Genomic DNA, 17086 nt, shown 5'->3' with positions numbered 1-17086 from the left:
CTAGCGCTGCGCTTCGCGGTGCCGCAGCTGGCGCACCTGCAGGAACTGAAGCGCGACGGGAATCAGCGACAGGCCGATGATGATGACCGAGACCCAATGCAGGTTGGCCCGCACCCACGGGATCGAACCCAGCCAGTAGCCGGCCAGCAGCATCGACGAGCACCACAGGATGCCGCCGATGACGTTGTAGGTGTAGAACGTGCGGCGCGGCATCTGCGACAGGCCGGCGACGAACGGCGCCACGGTCCGGACGATGGGCACGAAACGCGCCACGGTGATGGTCATCGCGCCGAAGCGCGCGAAGTACGCGCGCGCCCGCTCCATGTGATCGGGCTTGATCCAGCGGCTGCTGGCAAGCCTCTGCCCCCAGCGAGAAGATCCTATGGAATAGTTCAGCGCGTCTCCCGCGATGGCGGCAGCGGTGATGGCCGCCAGCGAGATGGCCGGATCGACGCCGGCCAGCCCCAGGAACGCGCCCGCGGCGAACAGCAGCGAATCGCCGGGCAGGAATGGCATCACCACCAGGCCCGTTTCCACGAAGATGACCGCGGCGATGATCGCGGTGCCCAGCACCCAATTCTGCGCCAGCACCGCCATCAGGCCCTGCTCGCTGGTCAGCCAGGAAAACACTTCAGTAATGCTCATGATCGAATCTTTGAATCAAGGTTTGGCCTGCGCCGGCGCCGCCGGCATGCCGGCGCACATGCGCTGGCGGGACGCGGCGTCGATATCGATGCGCCAGACGAACCGCTTCCCGACGGACAGCCTCGGCGCCACGCCGGCGAGTACCGGATAGCGTCCGCCGTCGTCTTCCTGGCCCCAAATCCAGAAGCGCGATCCGTCCGCCGCTGCGCACATGCGCACGCGCATGTCGTCGGCGCCGATCAGCACGCGCTTGCCCATCACCGGGTCGAACTGGGCGGCGTCGTACAGTTCCTTGCGCCAGTTGTCGCGCTTGGGGATCTCGGGGTTCTGCCAATCGTCGACGATCCAGGCGGGTTCCTTGGCCTGGGTATAGAAACCCAGGTCGAAAGGCAAGGTATGCAGCGCCATGTGGATGTCCTGCGGCTGCATTTCCTTGCGCAATTCCCTGGCCAGCGGCCCGGCGCTGCCGCGCGGATTGGACGACGCGACGATGACCGCGGCCAGGCAGATCACGGCGGATACCCCGACGGCGATCCAGGCGCCGCGCCGTTTGCCGGCCGCCCAGGCGGGCGCGACCCGTTCGCAGATCAGGAACGCCAGCGGCGGGAACACCGGCAGCACGTAGCCGATCAGCTTGGAATTGGGAATCGAGAAGAACACGATCACGACCGCGATCCAGATCGCCATCAGGCGCCGCAGGCCCTGCGGATCGGACTCGCGCCAATAGGCCGGCTTGAAGATCGAAATGCCCCACACCGACCACGGCAGCGACAGCCCCGCCACGATGGGCAGGTAGAACCAGAACGGTTGCGCGTTGTTGAAGCCGCCCTGCGAAAAACGCTCGAACTGCTGGTAAACGAAGAAGTACTGGTAGAAGCCGGGATGGCGCAATTCCATCAGCCAGAACCACGGCACCGCCACCAGCGCGAACGCCAGCAAGGCCGGCACCCACAGCAAGGCGCGCACGCCGGGCCAGTCGCGGCGCAGCAGCAGCCAGGCCAGCACGATGGCGCCGGGCAGCGCCACGCCGATCAGCCCCTTGGCCAGCACCGCCAGCGCGGCCAGCACGCCCGTGGCCACCGCCATGGCGCGGAACGGCCGCCCCGCGGCGCGGCGCAAGGCGGTGTCGGCCGCCGCCAGCACGCACAGGGTGATCATGCTGGCCACCAGCATGTCCATATTGGCGAACTGGGCGGCGCCAAAGAACAGCGGCATCATGCCCAGGATCACCACGGCCCAGCGCGCCTGCGCGGCATTGCGGTAGCGCGCCACGAAGGCGTAGAGCGCGGCGCCCGCGCTCCAGGCGCCCAGCAGCGAAGGCAACCGCGCGCTGAACTCGTGCACGCCGAACAGGACATAGCTGATCTGCGCAAGCCAGTAGTACAGCGGCGGCTTGTGGAAGTACGGCATGCCGTCAAGCAAGGGCACCATGGGCGAGCCGCTGCGCAGCATTTCCCAGGCCACCCCGGCATAACGCCCCTCGTCGGGCAGCGTCAGCCAGCGCGCCCAGGCCAGCGCCCCCAGCCACAGGGCCAGGCAAGCCAGCACCAGCCAGGCGGGCCAGGCACTGCGGCGCGCCCATAGACGGCGCTGGACGGAGGCAATGTGCTGCGGAGGTGCTTCGGGACGGGACGCTAGTCGCATGAGGAGCCGGAAAGGGTTCAGGAAAATGCAAGATTGCGCGCAGTATCGCCAGGCGCGCGTCAAGCTTTCATGAAATTTCCAAAAAATTTGCCTGCCGCCTACGTCGGATGCAGCCGGTCCAGCCTGAGCCGCTCGCGCTCGTCCGTCAGGCGGCGCATGGCGCCATAGGCCGCCGCAATCGCCGCCATGCCGCTGGCGCCGCATAGCAGGAACATCAGCAGTATCTGGTACTTTGCGGCCTCGATCGGATCCATGCCGGCGATGATCTGCCCGGTCATGATGCCCGGCAGGGTGATGATGCCGGCGGCCGACATCTGATTGATGCTGGGCACGATGCCGCGCCGCACAGATTCGCGCAGCAAGGACGAAAACGCCTCGTGCACCGTCGCGCCCAGGGCCAACCGCGCCTCGATCGCCAGTTTCTCGCGCCGCGCGCCGGACAAGACCCCGTCCAGCGCCAGGCTGGCCGCGTTGAGCACGCTGCCCAGCACGATGCCGATCAGCGCGATGGTGTAGCGCGGGTCGTACCAGGGGTCCGGACGCAGCGCCGTGTTCAGGATGAACAGCACCGTGATGACCGTGGTTCCCGCCACCGCCATCGCGCCGACCCAGCCGTTGCCGCGGCCGGTCAGCCTGGCCCTGGGCCGCGCGGCCACTTCCCGCGCCGCCAGCGCCATCATCACCGCCACCACCAGCGCCGTCAGCCAGGGCGCGGCGTGCGCGAACACGATGCGCAGGATGTGGCCGACCAGCAGCAGCTGCACGACGGTGCGCACCGCGGCCCACAGCACCTGCCGCTGCAGGTTCAGGCGCAGGGCGAAAGAGATGCCGGCGCTGAGCAGCACCAGCAGCGAGGCAATGGCCAGGTCGGAGGCCTGCAGTTTGATCACGTCCATAGCGGTTCCAGCCTGCCCTGCTCCATGCGCCAGGAACGGCGCGCCAGACGCTGCGCCTGCGCCGGGCTGTGCGTCACCATCAAGATCGCTGCCCCGCCGTCCAGGTAGCGCCGCAGCTCCGCTTCCACCTGGTCCGTAGCGGCCTGATCCAGCGCGGCGGTCGGCTCGTCCAGCAGCAGCACGCGGGGCGCCAGCGCCAATGCGCGCACCAGACCCAGGCGCTGGCGTTCGCCCGTGGACAGTTCATGCACCAGCGCATCCAGCTTGTCAGGCGACAGCCCCAGGCGTTGCATGATGGCCAAGGCCTGGGCGCGGTCCGTGAAATGCCGCAGCACCAGATCGTCCCACCAGCCTGCTTCCGCCTGGCAGTACATGACCTTGCGGCGCCATTCATGACCCCGCATGCCCGAGCGCGGGCGGCCCTCAAGCAGCGCTTCGCCATGCCCGGGGTCGAGGTCGGCGATCTGGCGCAGCAGAAGGGATTTGCCGGAACCTGACGGCCCCATGATGGCGGCGCATTCGCCTGCGGCCAGGTCCAGGCCGACGGGCGCAAGGCGTTCGCTATAGATACCGCGCAGCCTGAGCAGCGGGTGCGCGTCGGTGGTGGTGTTCGGCATGGATACAGATCTTAGCCCGTGGCGCCCCGGTCCGCACCCGGAACCGCCTCGGTGATGCGTTAATCTCAAGCGCCCATCATGGCCCGCTGGCGTGCGACGATAGCGCGACGCAGCCCGTACACCGGCGCGCCTTTTCAGGAGTTTCGATGGAAGTTTCCTTGAGTGGCAGAATGGGCGGGCCCGAGGCCGGCGTCGCCTGGCTCGCCAGCATCGTCCAGCTTCGGCCGAAGCTGAAGTCCGCCCTGGCCGACCTGTCCGTCGCCGGCCTGCGGACCCTCGACGTCGAATTGTGGATCGGCGGCAGCATCACCGACTACGGACCACAAGGCTTTTCTTCCAGCGCCAGGTACTACGCGAAGAAGGAGTCCTTGCTGCTTGCCATCTCCGTGCCCAAGGCGGTGGCGGCGGCCTCCCCGCAAGAGCGTCCGGAACAAGCCCTGCAGGGCTGGCTGGCCGACGGCTTCACTTCCGCCAAGCTCCCGCGCAGTGCCCAGAAGCTGCCTTTTGCGCTCATTGCAGAGACGGTCCGCTCGTCCTTGGGCATCGCCCGGCAGTGACAGGAGTGTTTGCGAAATGAAAAAGCCCGCCTGAGCGGGCTTTTTCCTGCGACGCCGGCGCCTCAGAGCATGTGCGCCAGGAACTCGCGGCTGCGCGCCTCTTGCGGAGCGCGGAAAAAGTCCGCCGAAGGCGCTTCCTCGATGATGCGGCCTTCGTCCATGAAGATGACCCGGTGAGCCACTTCGCGCGCAAAGCCCATTTCATGGGTGACGACCAGCATGGTCATGCGCTCGTCGGCCAGCTGCTTCATGGTGCGCAGCACTTCGCCGGTCAACTCCGGGTCCAGCGCCGAGGTGGGTTCGTCGAACAACATGATGTCCGGTTCCATGGCCAGCGCGCGCGCGATCGCCACGCGCTGCTTCTGGCCGCCGGACAGGCGCGTCGGGTAGTTGTCGCGCTTGTTCAGCAGGCCCACCTTGCGCAGCAGCTCTTCGGCCTTGGGCACGATCTGGGCGCGGGTCATGCCCTTGACGGTGATGGGCGCCTCGATGATGTTCTGCAGCACGGTCATGTGCGGGAACAGGTTGAACGACTGGAACACCATGCCCATCTTGCGGCAGATGCGGCGCACGTCGGCGTCGCTGGCGTACTGGCTGCGTCCGCCCGGCACGGCGCGGGCCATGGCCTCGCCTTCGACCTCGATGCTGCCCTCGTCGATGGTTTCCAGGTGGTTCAGGCAGCGCAGGAAGGTGCTCTTGCCGGAGCCGGACGGGCCGATCACCGCGACCACTTCACCCTGGCCCAGGCTGAGCGATACCCGGTCCAGCACGCGGTTGGGGCCGAACGACTTGATGATTTCGCGGGCCTCGATCATGACGGGACGCGCGGACGGAGAATTACTGGTCATATTTGGCATAGCGCTTTTCCATGTGCTGGAAGAACCACGTCAGGATCAGCGTCATGATGAGATAGAAGGCGGCGGCGACCAGGAACGGCGTGGTCGTGAAATCGCGCTGCACGATGCCGCGCGCCGTGCGCAGGATGTCGTTGAGCGCCAGCACGTAGATGAGCGAGGTGTCCTTGACCAGGGTGATGGTCTCGTTGCTCATGGGCGGCAGCACCCGCTGCACCATCTGCGGCAGCACGATGCGGCGCAGGGTCTGCAGATAGGTCATGCCCAGGACCTTGCTGCCCTCGTACTGGCCGCGGTCCACCGACTGGATGCCGGCGCGGAAGATCTCGGCGAAATAGGCCGCGTAGTTCAGCGCGAAGGCCACCACGGCGGCCGGAAAGTCCGGCAGGCGGATCCCGATCACCGGCACGAACGGCAGCGCGAAGTAGATGAACAGCATCTGCAGCATCAGCGGCGTGCCGCGCATGAGCCAGATATAGCCGTTGACCAGGCTGCTGGCCAGGCGCCATTTGGAGATCCGCACCAGCGCCAGCACCAGGCCCAGCGGGACGGCCAGCGCCAGCGTGATGAAAAACAGCGTCAGGGTGACTTTCGCGCCTTGCGCCAATGGCCCCAATAGGGAGAGAACGTAGTCCATGCAGTGGGTTCGCGCCGTCAGCGTCGGTGGACGCCGGGGCTGGATCGATTCATGAGTAAGCCCGCCTGGCGCCTTGGCGCCGCGGCGGGCTGCGAAATACAGGCCGGGACGCCCGCGCCGAATGGCCGCGGACGCCGCCCGCCCCTTACTTGATGATGTTGGCGCCGAACCACTGGGTGGCGATGCGGCCGGCGGTGCCGTCCTGCTTCATCGAATCCAGGGTCTTGTCCAGCTTGCCCAGCAGCTCGGTGTCGTCCTTGCGCACGCCGACGCCGTAGTCTTCGGTGCCGAAGTTCTCGTCCAGCACGCGGTATTCGCCGGCGCGCTTGCTGATCAGGTAGCGGCCCACCACTTCGTCCACCACGATGGCGTCCAGGCGGCCGGCGGCCAGGTCCATCAGCGCGGTGACGTTGTCGCCGAACTTCTTCACTTCCTTGATCTGGGCCGCGACCGGGTCCTTGGCGATGGCGTCGGTGGCGCTGCTGCCGTCCTGGGCGCCCACGACCTTGCCGGCCAGGTCAGCCTTGGCCTTCACGGGCGAGGCGTTGCCGACGATGATGATCTGGTGGTTGGCCATATAGGGCGCGGTGAAGCTGATGTTCTTCTTGCGCTCTTCGGTGATGGTCAGGCCGTTCCACAGCACGTCGACGCGCTTGCCGTTGAGTTCGGCTTCCTTGGCGCTCCAGTCGATGGGCTTGAACTCCACTTCCAGGCCCAGGCGCTTGCTGGCTTCCTTGGCCATGTCGATGTCGAAACCGACGATCTGGTTGTTCGAATCGCGAAAACCCATGGGCGGGAAGTTGTCATCCAGGCCGACCACGACCTTCTTGGCGGCGGCAGGCGCCTGCGCGCCGGCGGCGGGCGCATTGTCGCTGGGGCCGCAAGCCGTGAGCAGCGCGGTGGCGGAAGCGAGGAGTACAGCTGTCAGTTTTTTCATCGTTATGGATGCGCCGGGCGCAAGAATGAAGAATGCCGGAATGGCCAGTCAAAAAGCCGCGAGCCGGTATTTTATCCTCTTGCGGGAGTGAGATCCGTCCCCCGGAGTGATTTGCCAATCCGCGCCCGTTGGTGCAACCTCGCAGCACATCAACGCGCACGACCGCTCCAGTTGCACCGCATCGCGCAGGCGCCGACCAAGCTGCCGCAAGCGGCCTGATCCACGCCCCCAGTCCCAGGTTCACGCATGACACCCGCCATCCGTATCGGTCCCCTCGTCTTTCCCTCGGACCTGCTGGTCCTAATCGTTGCCGCCGCCGTCGGGCTGCTGGCCGCCAGGATATTCACCCGCAAGCTACAGCCCCGGCCCGATATGGGCACGGTGCTCTGGCGGGCGTTGATCATCGGCCTGGTGGTCGCCCGGCTGGGCTTCGTCTGGCAGTACCAGGCCCACTTCATCGAGAATCCGCTCCGGATCCTGGACCTGCGCGATGGCGGCTGGGCCGGGATGGCCGGGCTTGCCGCGGCATGGCTCTACGCGCTGTACGCGGCCTTGCGCCGCCAGGCGCCGCGGCCCGCGCTGCTGGGCGCGCTGGCGTTGGCCAGCGCGATCTGGATAGGCGGCGGCCGCTGGCTGGCGCCCGCGCCGCAGGCCCAGCCCGAACTGGCCGCGCTGGCCTTGCGCCAGCTGGACGGCGCACCCGCGGCGCTGGCGGCCTACCAGGGCAAGCCCACCGTCATCAATCTGTGGGCGAGCTGGTGCCCGCCCTGCCGCCGCGAAATGCCCGCCTTCGCCGCGGCCCAAGCGGCGCATCCCAATGTGAATTTTGTCTTCCTGAACCAGGCCGAGGCGCCGCCGGACGTCACGGCGTTCCTGGCGCAACACGCGCCGACGCTGCGCAACGTGCTGCTCGACCCCGCAGGCGCGGCCTCGCGCCAGATGAGCAACCGCGGCCTGCCCGCCACGCTGTTCCTGGATGCCCGGGGACGGCTGGTCGACCTGCGCGTGGGCGAGCTGTCGGCGGCCTCGCTGGCCCAGCGCCTGGAGGCGATCCAGGCGCCGGCCAGCGGCGATTGACCCAAGAGCGCTTCAGGACCGCGGCTCGGCCACAAGGCGGGCCCACGGCAAGGGCCGCCCGTCCGTATCGCGTTCGAATAGCGACAGGAGCTGGCCTGCATGGGTGGGCGGTTCTTCCAACCGGACGACCAGGACCGGTCCCGCGGGCAGCGCCCGGACCGTGGCAATGACTGCGGCAGGTGCACCGTCCCGCGACGGCAACTCGGTCCAGGCCAGCAACTCCGCCTGCTCCACCGCCGCCGCGCGCGCCTGTCCATGGCCGCAAGCCGGGCACCACAGCCGCACGGGATAGACCAGATGGCCGCAGCTGCTGCATAGGCTGACGTTGACGCTCATGCTTCCTCCCGCGCCAGCACCGCGGCGTTGGCGCACATGCCGTAGCGCAGCTGCACCATGCCGTAGCCGGTAGCCACGCCGTGGCGCGCGCCGCGTACCTGCCGTTCCCCTGCCTGCCCCAGCAATTGGCGCGCCACTTCGACCAGGCCATGCATGCCGCCGGCGGTGCCCGCCTGCCCGGCGGACAGTTGGCCGCCCGCGGTGTTGACGGGCAAGTCACGCGAGGCCAGGCGGCGCGCGATGAAGCCAGGCAAGTCATCCACGCTGGCGACGCCCAGATCGCACAGCTGCGCCAGCGCCATGGCGGGATAGTCGTCATACACGCTGAGCACATCCATGTCTTGCGGCCCCAGGCCCGCGCGCTGCCAGAGCGCAGGCGCGAACGCCGCGATGCCGGTCTGCAGCCCGTCCCCTTCCTGCTGGTCGTCGTTATAGCGGGCATCGCTGGCCAGCAGCCGCACGCTGATTCCCGCCGGACGCGCGCTCAGCACCAACGCGCAAGCGCCGCTGACCACCGGCACGCAATCCAGGCGTCCCAGCGGCGGCGCGACCATGGGCGCGGCCAGGTACTGCGCCAGGCTCATGGGCTCGCGATACGCCGCGTTGGGATTGCCGGCCGCCCATTGCCGCTGCGCGACACACAGCGCGCCATAGTCTTCCCGGGCAAGGCCGGTATGCGCCATCTGCCGCTGCGTGAGCATGGCGAACAAGGGGTTCGGACCCTCGCAGCCCAGGGGGCTGAGATAGTCCTGCGCGCTGCGGTTATAGCCCCGCACCAGCCCCGCGAAATCGGCGCCCGTGAAATGGTCTCCCGCGACCAGCACGATGGTCTCGGCCTGCCCTGCTTGCAACGCCAGCCAGGCCTGGCGCAACAGATTGATGGCGCTGGCGCCGCCCATCTCGTCCTGCATGCACCAGTTCAGCCGCAGTCCCAGACGCCACGCCAGATCGATCGCGCGGTCGGGGCGCAACGTGAATGAAGCCACGCCCAGTCCGTCCACATCGCCGGGCTCCAACCCTGCGCCGCGCAGCGCCTGCGCGATCGCCTCGGCCATAAGGCCGGCCGTGCTGGTCCCCGGGCCGGGATGGCGCAACGAAGGCGTTTCGCCCACGCCTACGATGCCCGGGCCGCGCGCCGCGCTCATGCCGATTCCTGCCGCGGCGGTTCGCGCGTCAGCAACAAGGTCAACACCGTGACCGCGGCCATGCCCACCAGGAACCACGCCACCGGGGTCGCCGATTCATACTTGCGCAGCAGCGCCATGGCGATCAGCGGCGACAGGCCGCCAGCGAAGACAGACGCCAGTTCATGCCCCAGCGCCAGTCCGGTGTAGCGGACCTCTGCAGGAAACAGTTCGGCGAAATACGCCGGCTGGGTGCCGATCATCGCGGCGTGGCAGACCGTGTTGCCCAGGAAAAAGGCCAGGAATATCCATACCGGCTCCTTGGTCTGCACCAGCCAGAAGAACGGGAAGGCCACCAGCACCAGGCCGGCCGAACCGATCAGGTACACCGTGCGCCGCCCGATGCGGTCGGACAGGTGGCCGAACCAGACCAGCGTGCCCAGCTCGATGAACATCGACACCAGCACGCCGCCCAGCATGACGTCGTTGGGAATGCCCAGGAACTTGCCATAGGCCAGCGCGAACGCCAGGAAGATGTACGACCCGCCGTTCTCGGCCACGCGCAGACCCATCGCGGTAAACACTTGGCGCGGATAGCGGCGGAACACTTCGACTGCCGGCATGCCGCGCTTGGCGGTCTTGGCGGCTTGCACGAACTCATCGCTTTCCGGGATGTGCTTGCGGATGTACAAGCCCACGCCGAAGATCAGCACGCTCAAGAGGAACGGCAGGCGCCAGCCCCAGCTCATGAAGGCTTCTTGCGGCAACTGCTGCGCCAGCATGAAGACGCCCGAGGACAGCACGAAGCCGCCCGCCACGCCCAGTTGGCTGAAGGAAGAGAAGTAGCCGCGGCGCTTGCCTCCGACCGCCTCGCTGATCAGCAGCACGCCGCCGCCCCATTCCCCGCCCGCGGCCGCGCCTTGCAGGATGCGCAGCACCACCATGGCCACCGGCGCCCAGAAGCCGACCTGGTCATAGGTGGGCAACAGCCCGATCAGGAAGGTCGCGGCGCCCATCAGGCCGAGGGTCCATTCCAGCGCCAGCTTGCGGCCGTAGCGGTCGCCGATATGACCGAAGATCACGCCGCCCAGCGGCCGCGCCAGGAAGCCGACCGCAAAGCCGGCAAACGCCCCCATGGTGCCCAGCAGCGGGTCGGTGCCCTTGGGAAAGAACAGTTCGCCAAACACCAGCGCCGCCGCCGTGCCGTAGATGAAGAAGTCATACCATTCCATCGCGTTGCCCGCGACGGACGCCATCACCACGCGCCGCGTGCGCTTTCTGCGCGCATCGTCGCCAGCGGCCGCGGCCGCTCCCTTGTATGCCATCGTCATTGCCGCCCCTAGTCTGTTTGAATGGATTGATGACGCTCAGCGCGCCACGCGATAACCGACGGCGTCGCGGTCCCAGGCGTCGCCGGTAATGCCCTCATCCCGCAAGCGGAACTTGCGGATCTTGCCGTTCTCGGTGCGCGGCAAATCCTCCAGCACGCGCAGATAGCGCGGCACGGCGAAATACGGCATGCGAGGCTGGCAGAAGTCCAGCAGCGCCTCGGGCGCGATGGCCTGCCCGGTCTTGTAGACCAGCGCCGCCATGACCTCGTCTTCCGCCAGATCGGAACGCACCGCATAGACCGCCGCGGCAGCCACCGCCGGATGCGCCAGCAGCACCTGCTCCACCTCGTACGAGGAAATGTTCTCGCCGCGCCGGCGGATGGCATCCTTCGTGCGGTCCAGGAAGCGGAAATAGCCGTCCGCATCGCGCACCACCCGGTCGCCCGTGTGGAACCAGAGGTTGCGCCAGGCTTCCACCGTCTTGTCATCCATGCCGAAATAGCCTGTGGCGATGGCATATGGCACATGTGCGCGCAGCAGCAATTCGCCCGGCGTGCCGTCGGGCACCGCCGCGTCGTGCTCGTCGGCCGCCATCGCGTCGAACTCAGGCGCGGCCCGTCCCATCGTGCCGGGGCGTTGCTCGGCCAGCATGCCGCCCAGCGCGAAATTGGTTTCGGTGGAGCCGTAGCCTTCCAGCAGCGCAATGCCGGTACGTTCGGCGAACGCCGCATGGAAGCGTTCGGGCACCCCGGGCGCCAGCGCGATCCGCGCGCGCTGGCGCCGTTCGGCTGCGGCAGGCGGCTGCGCCAACAGCATGGGCACCATGGCGCCCAGCAGATAGGTCACCGTGGCGCCCGTGGCCTCGAGCCGGTCGAAATAGCGGCTGGCCGAGAAACGCTCGTCGCAGACGATGGTCGCGCCCGTGACCAGGGCCTGGAAGCAGGCGTTCAGGGCATTGGTGTGAAAGAGCGGCAGGCTCGTGTAGAGCACGTCGCTCTCGACGATTTCCAGGTTGCGCGCGGCGATCCTGCCCCACCAATAGAACTGCGCATGAGGACAGCACACGCCCTTGGACAGGCCTGACGTGCCAGAGGTGTACAGGATGGCCAGCGTATCTCCCGGCCCAAGGTCGGCCGCCGGCGGGAGCGGCGCGTCCGGCGCAGGAGGAGGCGGACACGCGTGCACCGGCAGCGCGTCGGCATTGCCGTCCAACAGCCAGATGCGGTTCAAGGCCAGAGGCTGCATGTCCAGTGCGGCCAGCGCCGGACAGGACGCGGCGTCGGCCACCAGCAAGCGGCAACCGCTGTTGGCCAGGATGTGCTGCAACTGCATGCCGCGCGACGCGGTGTTGATAGGCACCACCACCGCCCCCAGCCAGCCGCAGCCCAGCACGATGGACAGGAACTCATGCCGGTTGCCGGCCATCAGCCCGACCCGGTCGCCCCGGGCGATCCCGGCTTGGGCCAGGCGCGCGGCCCAGGCCGCCGCATGCCCGGGAGCATCGCCGTAACGCAGCGCGCCGCCCGGCGCCTGTACCCATGTGCGCTCGCCCCATCGGGCGCCCTGCTCCAGCAACAACGACGGCAGTGTCAACGCATGCATGGCGGTGCTTCCCCTTTGTTGCGGCCCTCGGCAAGCGTTGCCCCAGCCTTATGAAATTAGTCTAGGAATCAACTATTTATATGTCAAATTTATGGATATTATTTATCTTATAAATCAAGCTGATATGAGAGGCATGCGTGGATTTTGATCTCAACCTCATGCGGGTTTTCCTGACCGTGCTGCAGGAGCGCAGCGTCACGCGCGCGGCGCAGCGCCTGAACCTGACGCAGCCCGCCGTGAGCTACGCGCTGGCGCGCCTGCGCGAAAAGTTCGACGATCCCCTGTTCGCGCGCACGGCGTCCGGCATGCAGCCCACGCCGGTCGCCTTTGCCCTGGCCGACCCCATCGAGCGCGGCATGAACAGCTTTGCGGAGGCGGTCAGCCTGCGGCAGCGCTTCGAGCCCGCCAGCAGCACCCGCCGCTTTCGCCTGTCCATGTCCGATATCGGTGAAATGGTGTTCCTGCCGTCGCTGATGGAACGCGTGCACGCCCTGGCGCCGCGCCTGCAGGTGGAAGTATTGGAGATCCCGCTGGAACGGCTGCCGCAGGCTCTTAAAGAAGGCGAGGTCGATCTCGCCATCGGCAACCTGGCCGGGTTGGGCAGCGAAACCTGCCATGCGGAATTGTTCAGCGAACGCTACACCTGCATGGGCAGGCGCGGCCATCCGGTGTTGTCGACGGGCCTGACGCGCAGCCAGTACAAGCGCCTGGACCACATCCTGGTGGCCTCGCGCGCCAGCGCCCACCGTTTGCTGGACGATGTGCTGAGCGAGGCCGGCCTGCCGCGCAGGCCGTATCTGACCTTGCCGCATTTCTCGGCGGCGGCCGAGATCGTGCGGCGCACCGATCTCACCATGACCTTGCCGCTGCGGGCCGCGATCTGGTTCAACCACGACGACGCGTTCCAGATACGCCCGCTGCCGATCGCGCTGCCGCCCCTGTCCGTGACCGTGCATTGGCACGCCCGCTTCGAAAGCGACCCGGGCACCGTCTGGCTGCGCCGCCTGGTGGTGGAAACGCTGGCGGACCCGGCCTGAGCCCGCCCAGGCGCGGCGCTTATCGCATCGCGGCCAGCATCAGGTCCAGGTTCTGGACCGCCGCGCCCGACGCGCCCTTGCCCAGGTTGTCAAACACCGCCGTCAGCAGTACCTGTCCGTGCTGCGCATTGCCGTAGACGGCCAGACGCAGGTCGTTGGTGCCGTTGAGCGCCTGCGGATCCAGGTGCGTATGGGCGGCCGCGTCCTGCGGCGCCACGACCTGCACGTGGTGCGCGCCCTTGTAATGCTGCTGCAGGCAGGCGTGCAGGCGCTCCATGTCCACGCCCGCCGGCAGCAGGCGCAGCTGCAGCGGCACCGTCAGGACGATGCCCTGGCGATAGGCGCCATAGGCTGGCACGAACACCGGCCGCTGCGTCAGGCCGGCATGCCGCTCGATCTCGGGCGTGTGCTTGTGCGCCAGGCCCAGGCCATAGAGCTGGAACGCCGGTCCCGGCGCGCCGTCCGCGGCTTCGTAGGCGTCCACCGCCGCGCGCCCGCCGCCCGAATAGCCGGACACCGCGTGCACCACTACCGGGTAGTCGGCCGGCACCAGCCCCGCCCGCAGCAGCGGACCCAGCAAGGCGACCGCGCCCGTGGGATAGCAGCCGGGGTTGCTGACGCGCCGCGCCTGGGCGATCAGCCCGGACTGTTCCGCGTTCATTTCCGGAAAGCCATAGACCCAGCCCGGCGTCGTGCGGTGGGCGGAACTGGCGTCTATCACCCGTACCGCGGGATTGACGATGGACGCGGCGGCCTGCCGCGCCGGTTCGTCCGGCAGGCAGAGGATGGCGATGTCGCAGCCGTTGATCGCCTGCGCGCGGCGTTGCGGGTCCTTGCGTTCCGCCTCGGGCAGCGTCAGCAGCCGCAGATCCGTGCGCCCGTGCAGGCGTTCGTGGATCTGCAGGCCGGTGGTGCCCTGGTCGCCGTCGATGAAAACTAGAGGTTGGGTCATGGCGCTTGCGTCCTGGATCAAAGGGGCGCCGGAAGGTTCCGGGCGCAGGACTCCATCATCGGACTGGAAGCCAGATAACAAAAGTCGAATATCATGACTATCCAATTCAGCTTTCCTGAACGAAACCGCCATGCGTGAAATCAGCCTGGACCGCCTGCGCACCCTGGTTGCCATCGCCGACCTGGGCTCGTTCGCAGATGCGGCGCGCGCGCTGCATCTGGCCCCGCCCACCGTCAGCCTGCACGTGGCCGACCTGGAGGCGCGCATCGGCGCGCCGCTGCTCACGCGCAAGCGCGGCCAGGTCCGCGCCACCGCCATCGGCGAAACCCTGCTGGAACGCGCGCGCCGCCTGCTGGCCGATGCCGACCAGGCGCTGGACGACGTGCAGCGGCAGGTGCAGGGCTTGTCCGGCCGCGTGCGGCTGGGCGCCTCCACCGGCGCCATTGCCCATCTGCTGCCGCAGGCTTTGGAAACGCTGGGGCGCAACCATCCCGGCATCGACGTGCAGGTGGCCGTGCTGACTTCGCAGGAAACCCTGCTGCGCCTGGCCGACGGCTCGCTGGACGTGGGCCTGGTGGCCCTGCCCCAGCCGCCGCTGGAAGGCCTGGTGCTGCGCCCCTGGCGACGCGACCCGGTCATGGCCTTCCTGCCCGCCGGATGGAAAGCGCCCGCGCGCCTGACGCCGGCCTGGCTGGCCGAACGGCCGCTCATCCTGAACGACGCCAGCACGCGGCTGTCGCGCCTGACGGGCGAATGGTTCGCCGCCGCCGGGCTGAACCCGCGCGCCCGCATCCAGCTGAACTACAACGACGCCATCAAGAGCCTGGTGGCCGCGGGCTACGGCGCCACCCTGTTGCCGCACGAGGCCACCGCGCCGCAGCCGGATCCGCGCATCCAGATGCGCGCGCTGCGGCCGGCCCTTTGGCGCCCGCTGGGCATCGCGCACCGCGCCGGGCAGGTGGAACAAGCCACCCAGCACGTGCTGGACGTGTTGTGGGAGCTTCGCGCCTCACCCGCCCGCTGAGGGCGTGCGGCGGAAGTACGCGGTGCGCTGGCTTTCCTCGCGCAGCCGGCGCGCGCGCGAGCGGAACAGGTCCTTGCGCCCCACGATGCCGACCAGCCGGCCGTTGGCCCGGTCAAGAATCGGTATGCGGCCGGCGCCGGTCAGCGCCATGCGGTCGGCGATCTGGCTGGCCAGTTCCTCGGGATGGCCGTACACCAGGTCGCGGCCTTGCAGCGCTTCCCCCAGCGTGCGCCCGGTCTGCTCGTCGTCGATGGCCCAGGCCAGCGTGTCCGCGCGCGTGACTTCACCCACCACCGCGCCTTCGGCATCCAGCACCGGATAGCTGGTGTGCACCGGCTGCGCCGTCGTGAAATGCGCGATGGCTTGCGCCACCGTCCAATCGGCCGGCAGCGTCTGGACCGGCGTGGTCATCACCTGGCTGACCCGCAGCAGGTCGAAGGGATCCACGCGGTACTCGCGGCTGATGTGATGGCCGCGCCGCGCGATCTTCTCGGTCAGTATCGAGCGCTTGAGCAGCAGCACCGTCATCCCGTACGCGAACACGCAGGCCGCCAGCACCGGCAGCAGCGCGCCCATGTCGCCGGTCAGCTCCACCGCGAACAGGGTCGCGGTCAGCGGCGCGCGCATGGTGCCGCCCATCATCGCGGCCATGCCCAGCAGCGCCCAGAAGCCCGGGTCGGCCTGCGGCAGCAGCGGCGCGGCCAACGCGCCCAGCGCGCCGCCGAATATCAGCAACGGCGCCAGCACCCCGCCCGAGGTCCCCGAACCCAGCGCCACGGACCAGATGATGACCTTGACCGCCAGAAGCAGGAGCACGGCCTGGAACGCCAGATCGCCCGCCAGCAGATGGCGGATGTTGTCGTAGCCCACGCCCAGCGCCGCCGGCTCGATCAGCCCGCCCAGGCCGATCACCAGGCCGCCGAAGGCCGGCCACCACATCCAGTGCAGCGGCAGTTTCTCGAACAGGTCCTCGGCGGCGTAGACCATGGACGTCAGCACGCCCGATCCCAGCCCGGCCAGCACGCCTACGGCCGCGCAGGCCAGCAGGTGCGCGGGCGTGAACGGCAGCGACCCCGAATACGCGAATATCGGGCCGCCATCGAGCACGAATGCGCGCGTGGCCGCAGCCACCAGCGCCGCCATCGCCACCGGCAGGAAGCTGCGCGGCTTCCATTCGAACAGCAGCAGCTCGACCGCCAGCAGCACCGCCGCCAAGGGCGTGGCGAAGATCGCCGTCATGCCCGCGGCCGCGCCGGCCACCAGCAGGGTCTTGCGCTCGCCGTCGTCCAGGTGGATGGTCTGCGCCAACAGCGAACCGATGGCGCCGCCCGTCATGATGATCGGGCCTTCGGCGCCGAACGGGCCGCCCGTGCCGATGGAGATGGCCGACGACACCGGCTTCAACACCGCCACCTTGGGCTGGATGCGGCTCTTGCCGATCAGGATGGCTTCCATCGCTTCCGGAATCCCGTGGCCGCGGATCTTCTCCGAACCGTAGCGCGCCATCAGGCCGATGATGAGACAGCCCACGACCGGAATGGCGACGGAAGCCAGGCCCAGATGGCCGGTCGTGATGGGCTGGTCCTTGAAGGAGAACTGGTGGTGGTAGGCCAGATTGGTGCACAGCGCGATCAGCCGCAGCAAGGCCCAGGCCGCGGCCACGCTGGCCAGGCCGACCGGGATGGCCAGCCCCATGAGCAGGACCACGCGCTTGTCCGTGGTGAAGTCGCCCAGGCGCAGCGCGGCCCGGGCGGAGGAAGAAGTGGGAGGCATGTTCGAAGACGGGAAGAATTGCGCAGGGATTTGCGAAATGTCA

At 68.2% G+C, this 17086-nt stretch carries 16 protein-coding genes and 1 pseudogene; 4 read left to right on the top strand and 13 right to left on the bottom strand.

Features of this window, described 5'->3' with window-relative positions:
* The 4 genes from ACM1PE_RS11320 to ACM1PE_RS11305 form a co-directional block, all read right to left on the bottom strand.
* Complete coding sequence (locus ACM1PE_RS11320) at positions 1-645, bottom strand: VTT domain-containing protein (RefSeq protein WP_118931988.1); 645 nt, start codon at positions 643-645, stop codon at positions 1-3.
* Between the two features lie 15 nt (positions 646-660).
* Entirely contained in the window at positions 661-2289 is a 1629-nt protein-coding gene (locus ACM1PE_RS11315) for an ArnT family glycosyltransferase (protein ID WP_059379729.1), read from the bottom strand.
* A gap of 98 nt (positions 2290-2387) precedes the next feature.
* Positions 2388-3185, bottom strand: a complete 798-nt coding sequence (locus tag ACM1PE_RS11310) for an ABC transporter permease (RefSeq protein WP_419343295.1) — start codon at positions 3183-3185, stop codon at positions 2388-2390.
* Positions 3176-3802, bottom strand: a complete 627-nt coding sequence (locus ACM1PE_RS11305; RefSeq protein ID WP_118931986.1) for an ABC transporter ATP-binding protein — start codon at positions 3800-3802, stop codon at positions 3176-3178. The genes ACM1PE_RS11310 and ACM1PE_RS11305 overlap by 10 nt, the downstream gene beginning before the upstream one ends.
* A 146-nt stretch (positions 3803-3948) precedes the next feature.
* Between ACM1PE_RS11305 and ACM1PE_RS11300 the strand changes: the two genes are divergently transcribed.
* Positions 3949-4359 (top strand): hypothetical protein, encoded by a 411-nt coding sequence (locus tag ACM1PE_RS11300; protein ID WP_419343294.1) that lies wholly within the window; start codon positions 3949-3951, stop codon positions 4357-4359.
* Between the two features lie 62 nt (positions 4360-4421).
* Here the strand turns inward: ACM1PE_RS11300 and ACM1PE_RS11295 are convergent, their stop codons facing one another.
* From ACM1PE_RS11295 to ACM1PE_RS11285, 3 genes are all read right to left on the bottom strand, one after another.
* The gene (locus ACM1PE_RS11295; protein WP_118931984.1) at positions 4422-5174 is read right to left on the bottom strand and encodes an amino acid ABC transporter ATP-binding protein; all 753 of its coding nucleotides are present in this window, start codon (positions 5172-5174) and stop codon (positions 4422-4424) included.
* A gap of 22 nt (positions 5175-5196) precedes the next feature.
* Positions 5197-5850, bottom strand: coding sequence for an amino acid ABC transporter permease (locus ACM1PE_RS11290; RefSeq protein ID WP_054454544.1), 654 nt, complete (start codon positions 5848-5850; stop codon positions 5197-5199).
* 145 nt (positions 5851-5995) lie between these two features.
* On the bottom strand, positions 5996-6787 hold the full coding sequence (locus ACM1PE_RS11285) for an amino acid ABC transporter substrate-binding protein (protein ID WP_118931983.1): 792 nt from the start codon (positions 6785-6787) through the stop codon (positions 5996-5998).
* 246 nt (positions 6788-7033) lie between these two features.
* On the opposite strand from ACM1PE_RS11285, the gene ACM1PE_RS11280 reads away from it, so the two are divergent.
* Positions 7034-7864 carry a prolipoprotein diacylglyceryl transferase family protein gene (locus ACM1PE_RS11280; protein ID WP_419343293.1) on the top strand — a complete coding sequence of 277 codons (831 nt, stop codon included), beginning with the start codon at positions 7034-7036 and terminating at the stop codon, positions 7862-7864.
* 12 nt (positions 7865-7876) lie between these two features.
* Here ACM1PE_RS11280 and ACM1PE_RS11275 read toward each other — a convergent pair whose 3' ends face one another.
* From ACM1PE_RS11275 to ACM1PE_RS11260, 4 genes and pseudogenes are all read right to left on the bottom strand, one after another.
* Entirely contained in the window at positions 7877-8200 is a 324-nt protein-coding gene (locus ACM1PE_RS11275) for a zinc ribbon domain-containing protein (RefSeq protein ID WP_419343292.1), read from the bottom strand.
* Positions 8197-9345 (bottom strand): thiolase family protein, encoded by a 1149-nt coding sequence (locus ACM1PE_RS11270; protein WP_419343290.1) that lies wholly within the window; start codon positions 9343-9345, stop codon positions 8197-8199. Before ACM1PE_RS11270 ends, ACM1PE_RS11275 begins: the two co-directional genes overlap by 4 nt.
* Positions 9342-10655 carry an MFS transporter gene (locus ACM1PE_RS11265; RefSeq protein WP_059379722.1) on the bottom strand — a complete coding sequence of 438 codons (1314 nt, stop codon included), beginning with the start codon at positions 10653-10655 and terminating at the stop codon, positions 9342-9344. The genes ACM1PE_RS11270 and ACM1PE_RS11265 overlap by 4 nt, the downstream gene beginning before the upstream one ends.
* A gap of 36 nt (positions 10656-10691) precedes the next feature.
* Positions 10692-12263 (bottom strand): annotated as a pseudogene (locus ACM1PE_RS11260) (ATP-dependent acyl-CoA ligase); the annotation flags it as partial.
* 131 nt (positions 12264-12394) lie between these two features.
* On the opposite strand from ACM1PE_RS11260, the gene ACM1PE_RS11255 reads away from it, so the two are divergent.
* On the top strand, positions 12395-13294 hold the full coding sequence (locus ACM1PE_RS11255; protein ID WP_251880281.1) for a LysR family transcriptional regulator: 900 nt from the start codon (positions 12395-12397) through the stop codon (positions 13292-13294).
* Positions 13295-13313: 19 nt separating this feature from the next.
* Here the strand turns inward: ACM1PE_RS11255 and argC are convergent, their stop codons facing one another.
* Entirely contained in the window at positions 13314-14246 is a 933-nt protein-coding gene (gene argC / locus ACM1PE_RS11250) for an N-acetyl-gamma-glutamyl-phosphate reductase (protein WP_419343289.1), read from the bottom strand.
* 130 nt (positions 14247-14376) lie between these two features.
* On the opposite strand from argC, the gene ACM1PE_RS11245 reads away from it, so the two are divergent.
* Entirely contained in the window at positions 14377-15270 is an 894-nt protein-coding gene (locus ACM1PE_RS11245) for a LysR family transcriptional regulator (RefSeq protein ID WP_419343288.1), read from the top strand.
* Here ACM1PE_RS11245 and ACM1PE_RS11240 read toward each other — a convergent pair.
* Positions 15256-17043: a chloride channel protein gene (locus ACM1PE_RS11240; protein ID WP_306632727.1), complete on the bottom strand. Its 1788-nt coding sequence runs from the start codon at positions 17041-17043 to the stop codon at positions 15256-15258. The two genes, ACM1PE_RS11245 and ACM1PE_RS11240, sit on opposite strands and share 15 nt — an antisense overlap.
* Positions 17044-17086 lie beyond the last annotated feature (43 nt).

It is taken from the genome of Achromobacter sp. PD1 (genome assembly GCF_048541815.1).
Classification (GTDB): Bacteria; Pseudomonadota; Gammaproteobacteria; order Burkholderiales; family Burkholderiaceae_B; genus Achromobacter; species Achromobacter bronchisepticus_A.
The sequence above is the reverse complement of the archived record's forward strand: the minus strand, read 5'-3'. Positions and strand labels throughout refer to the sequence as shown.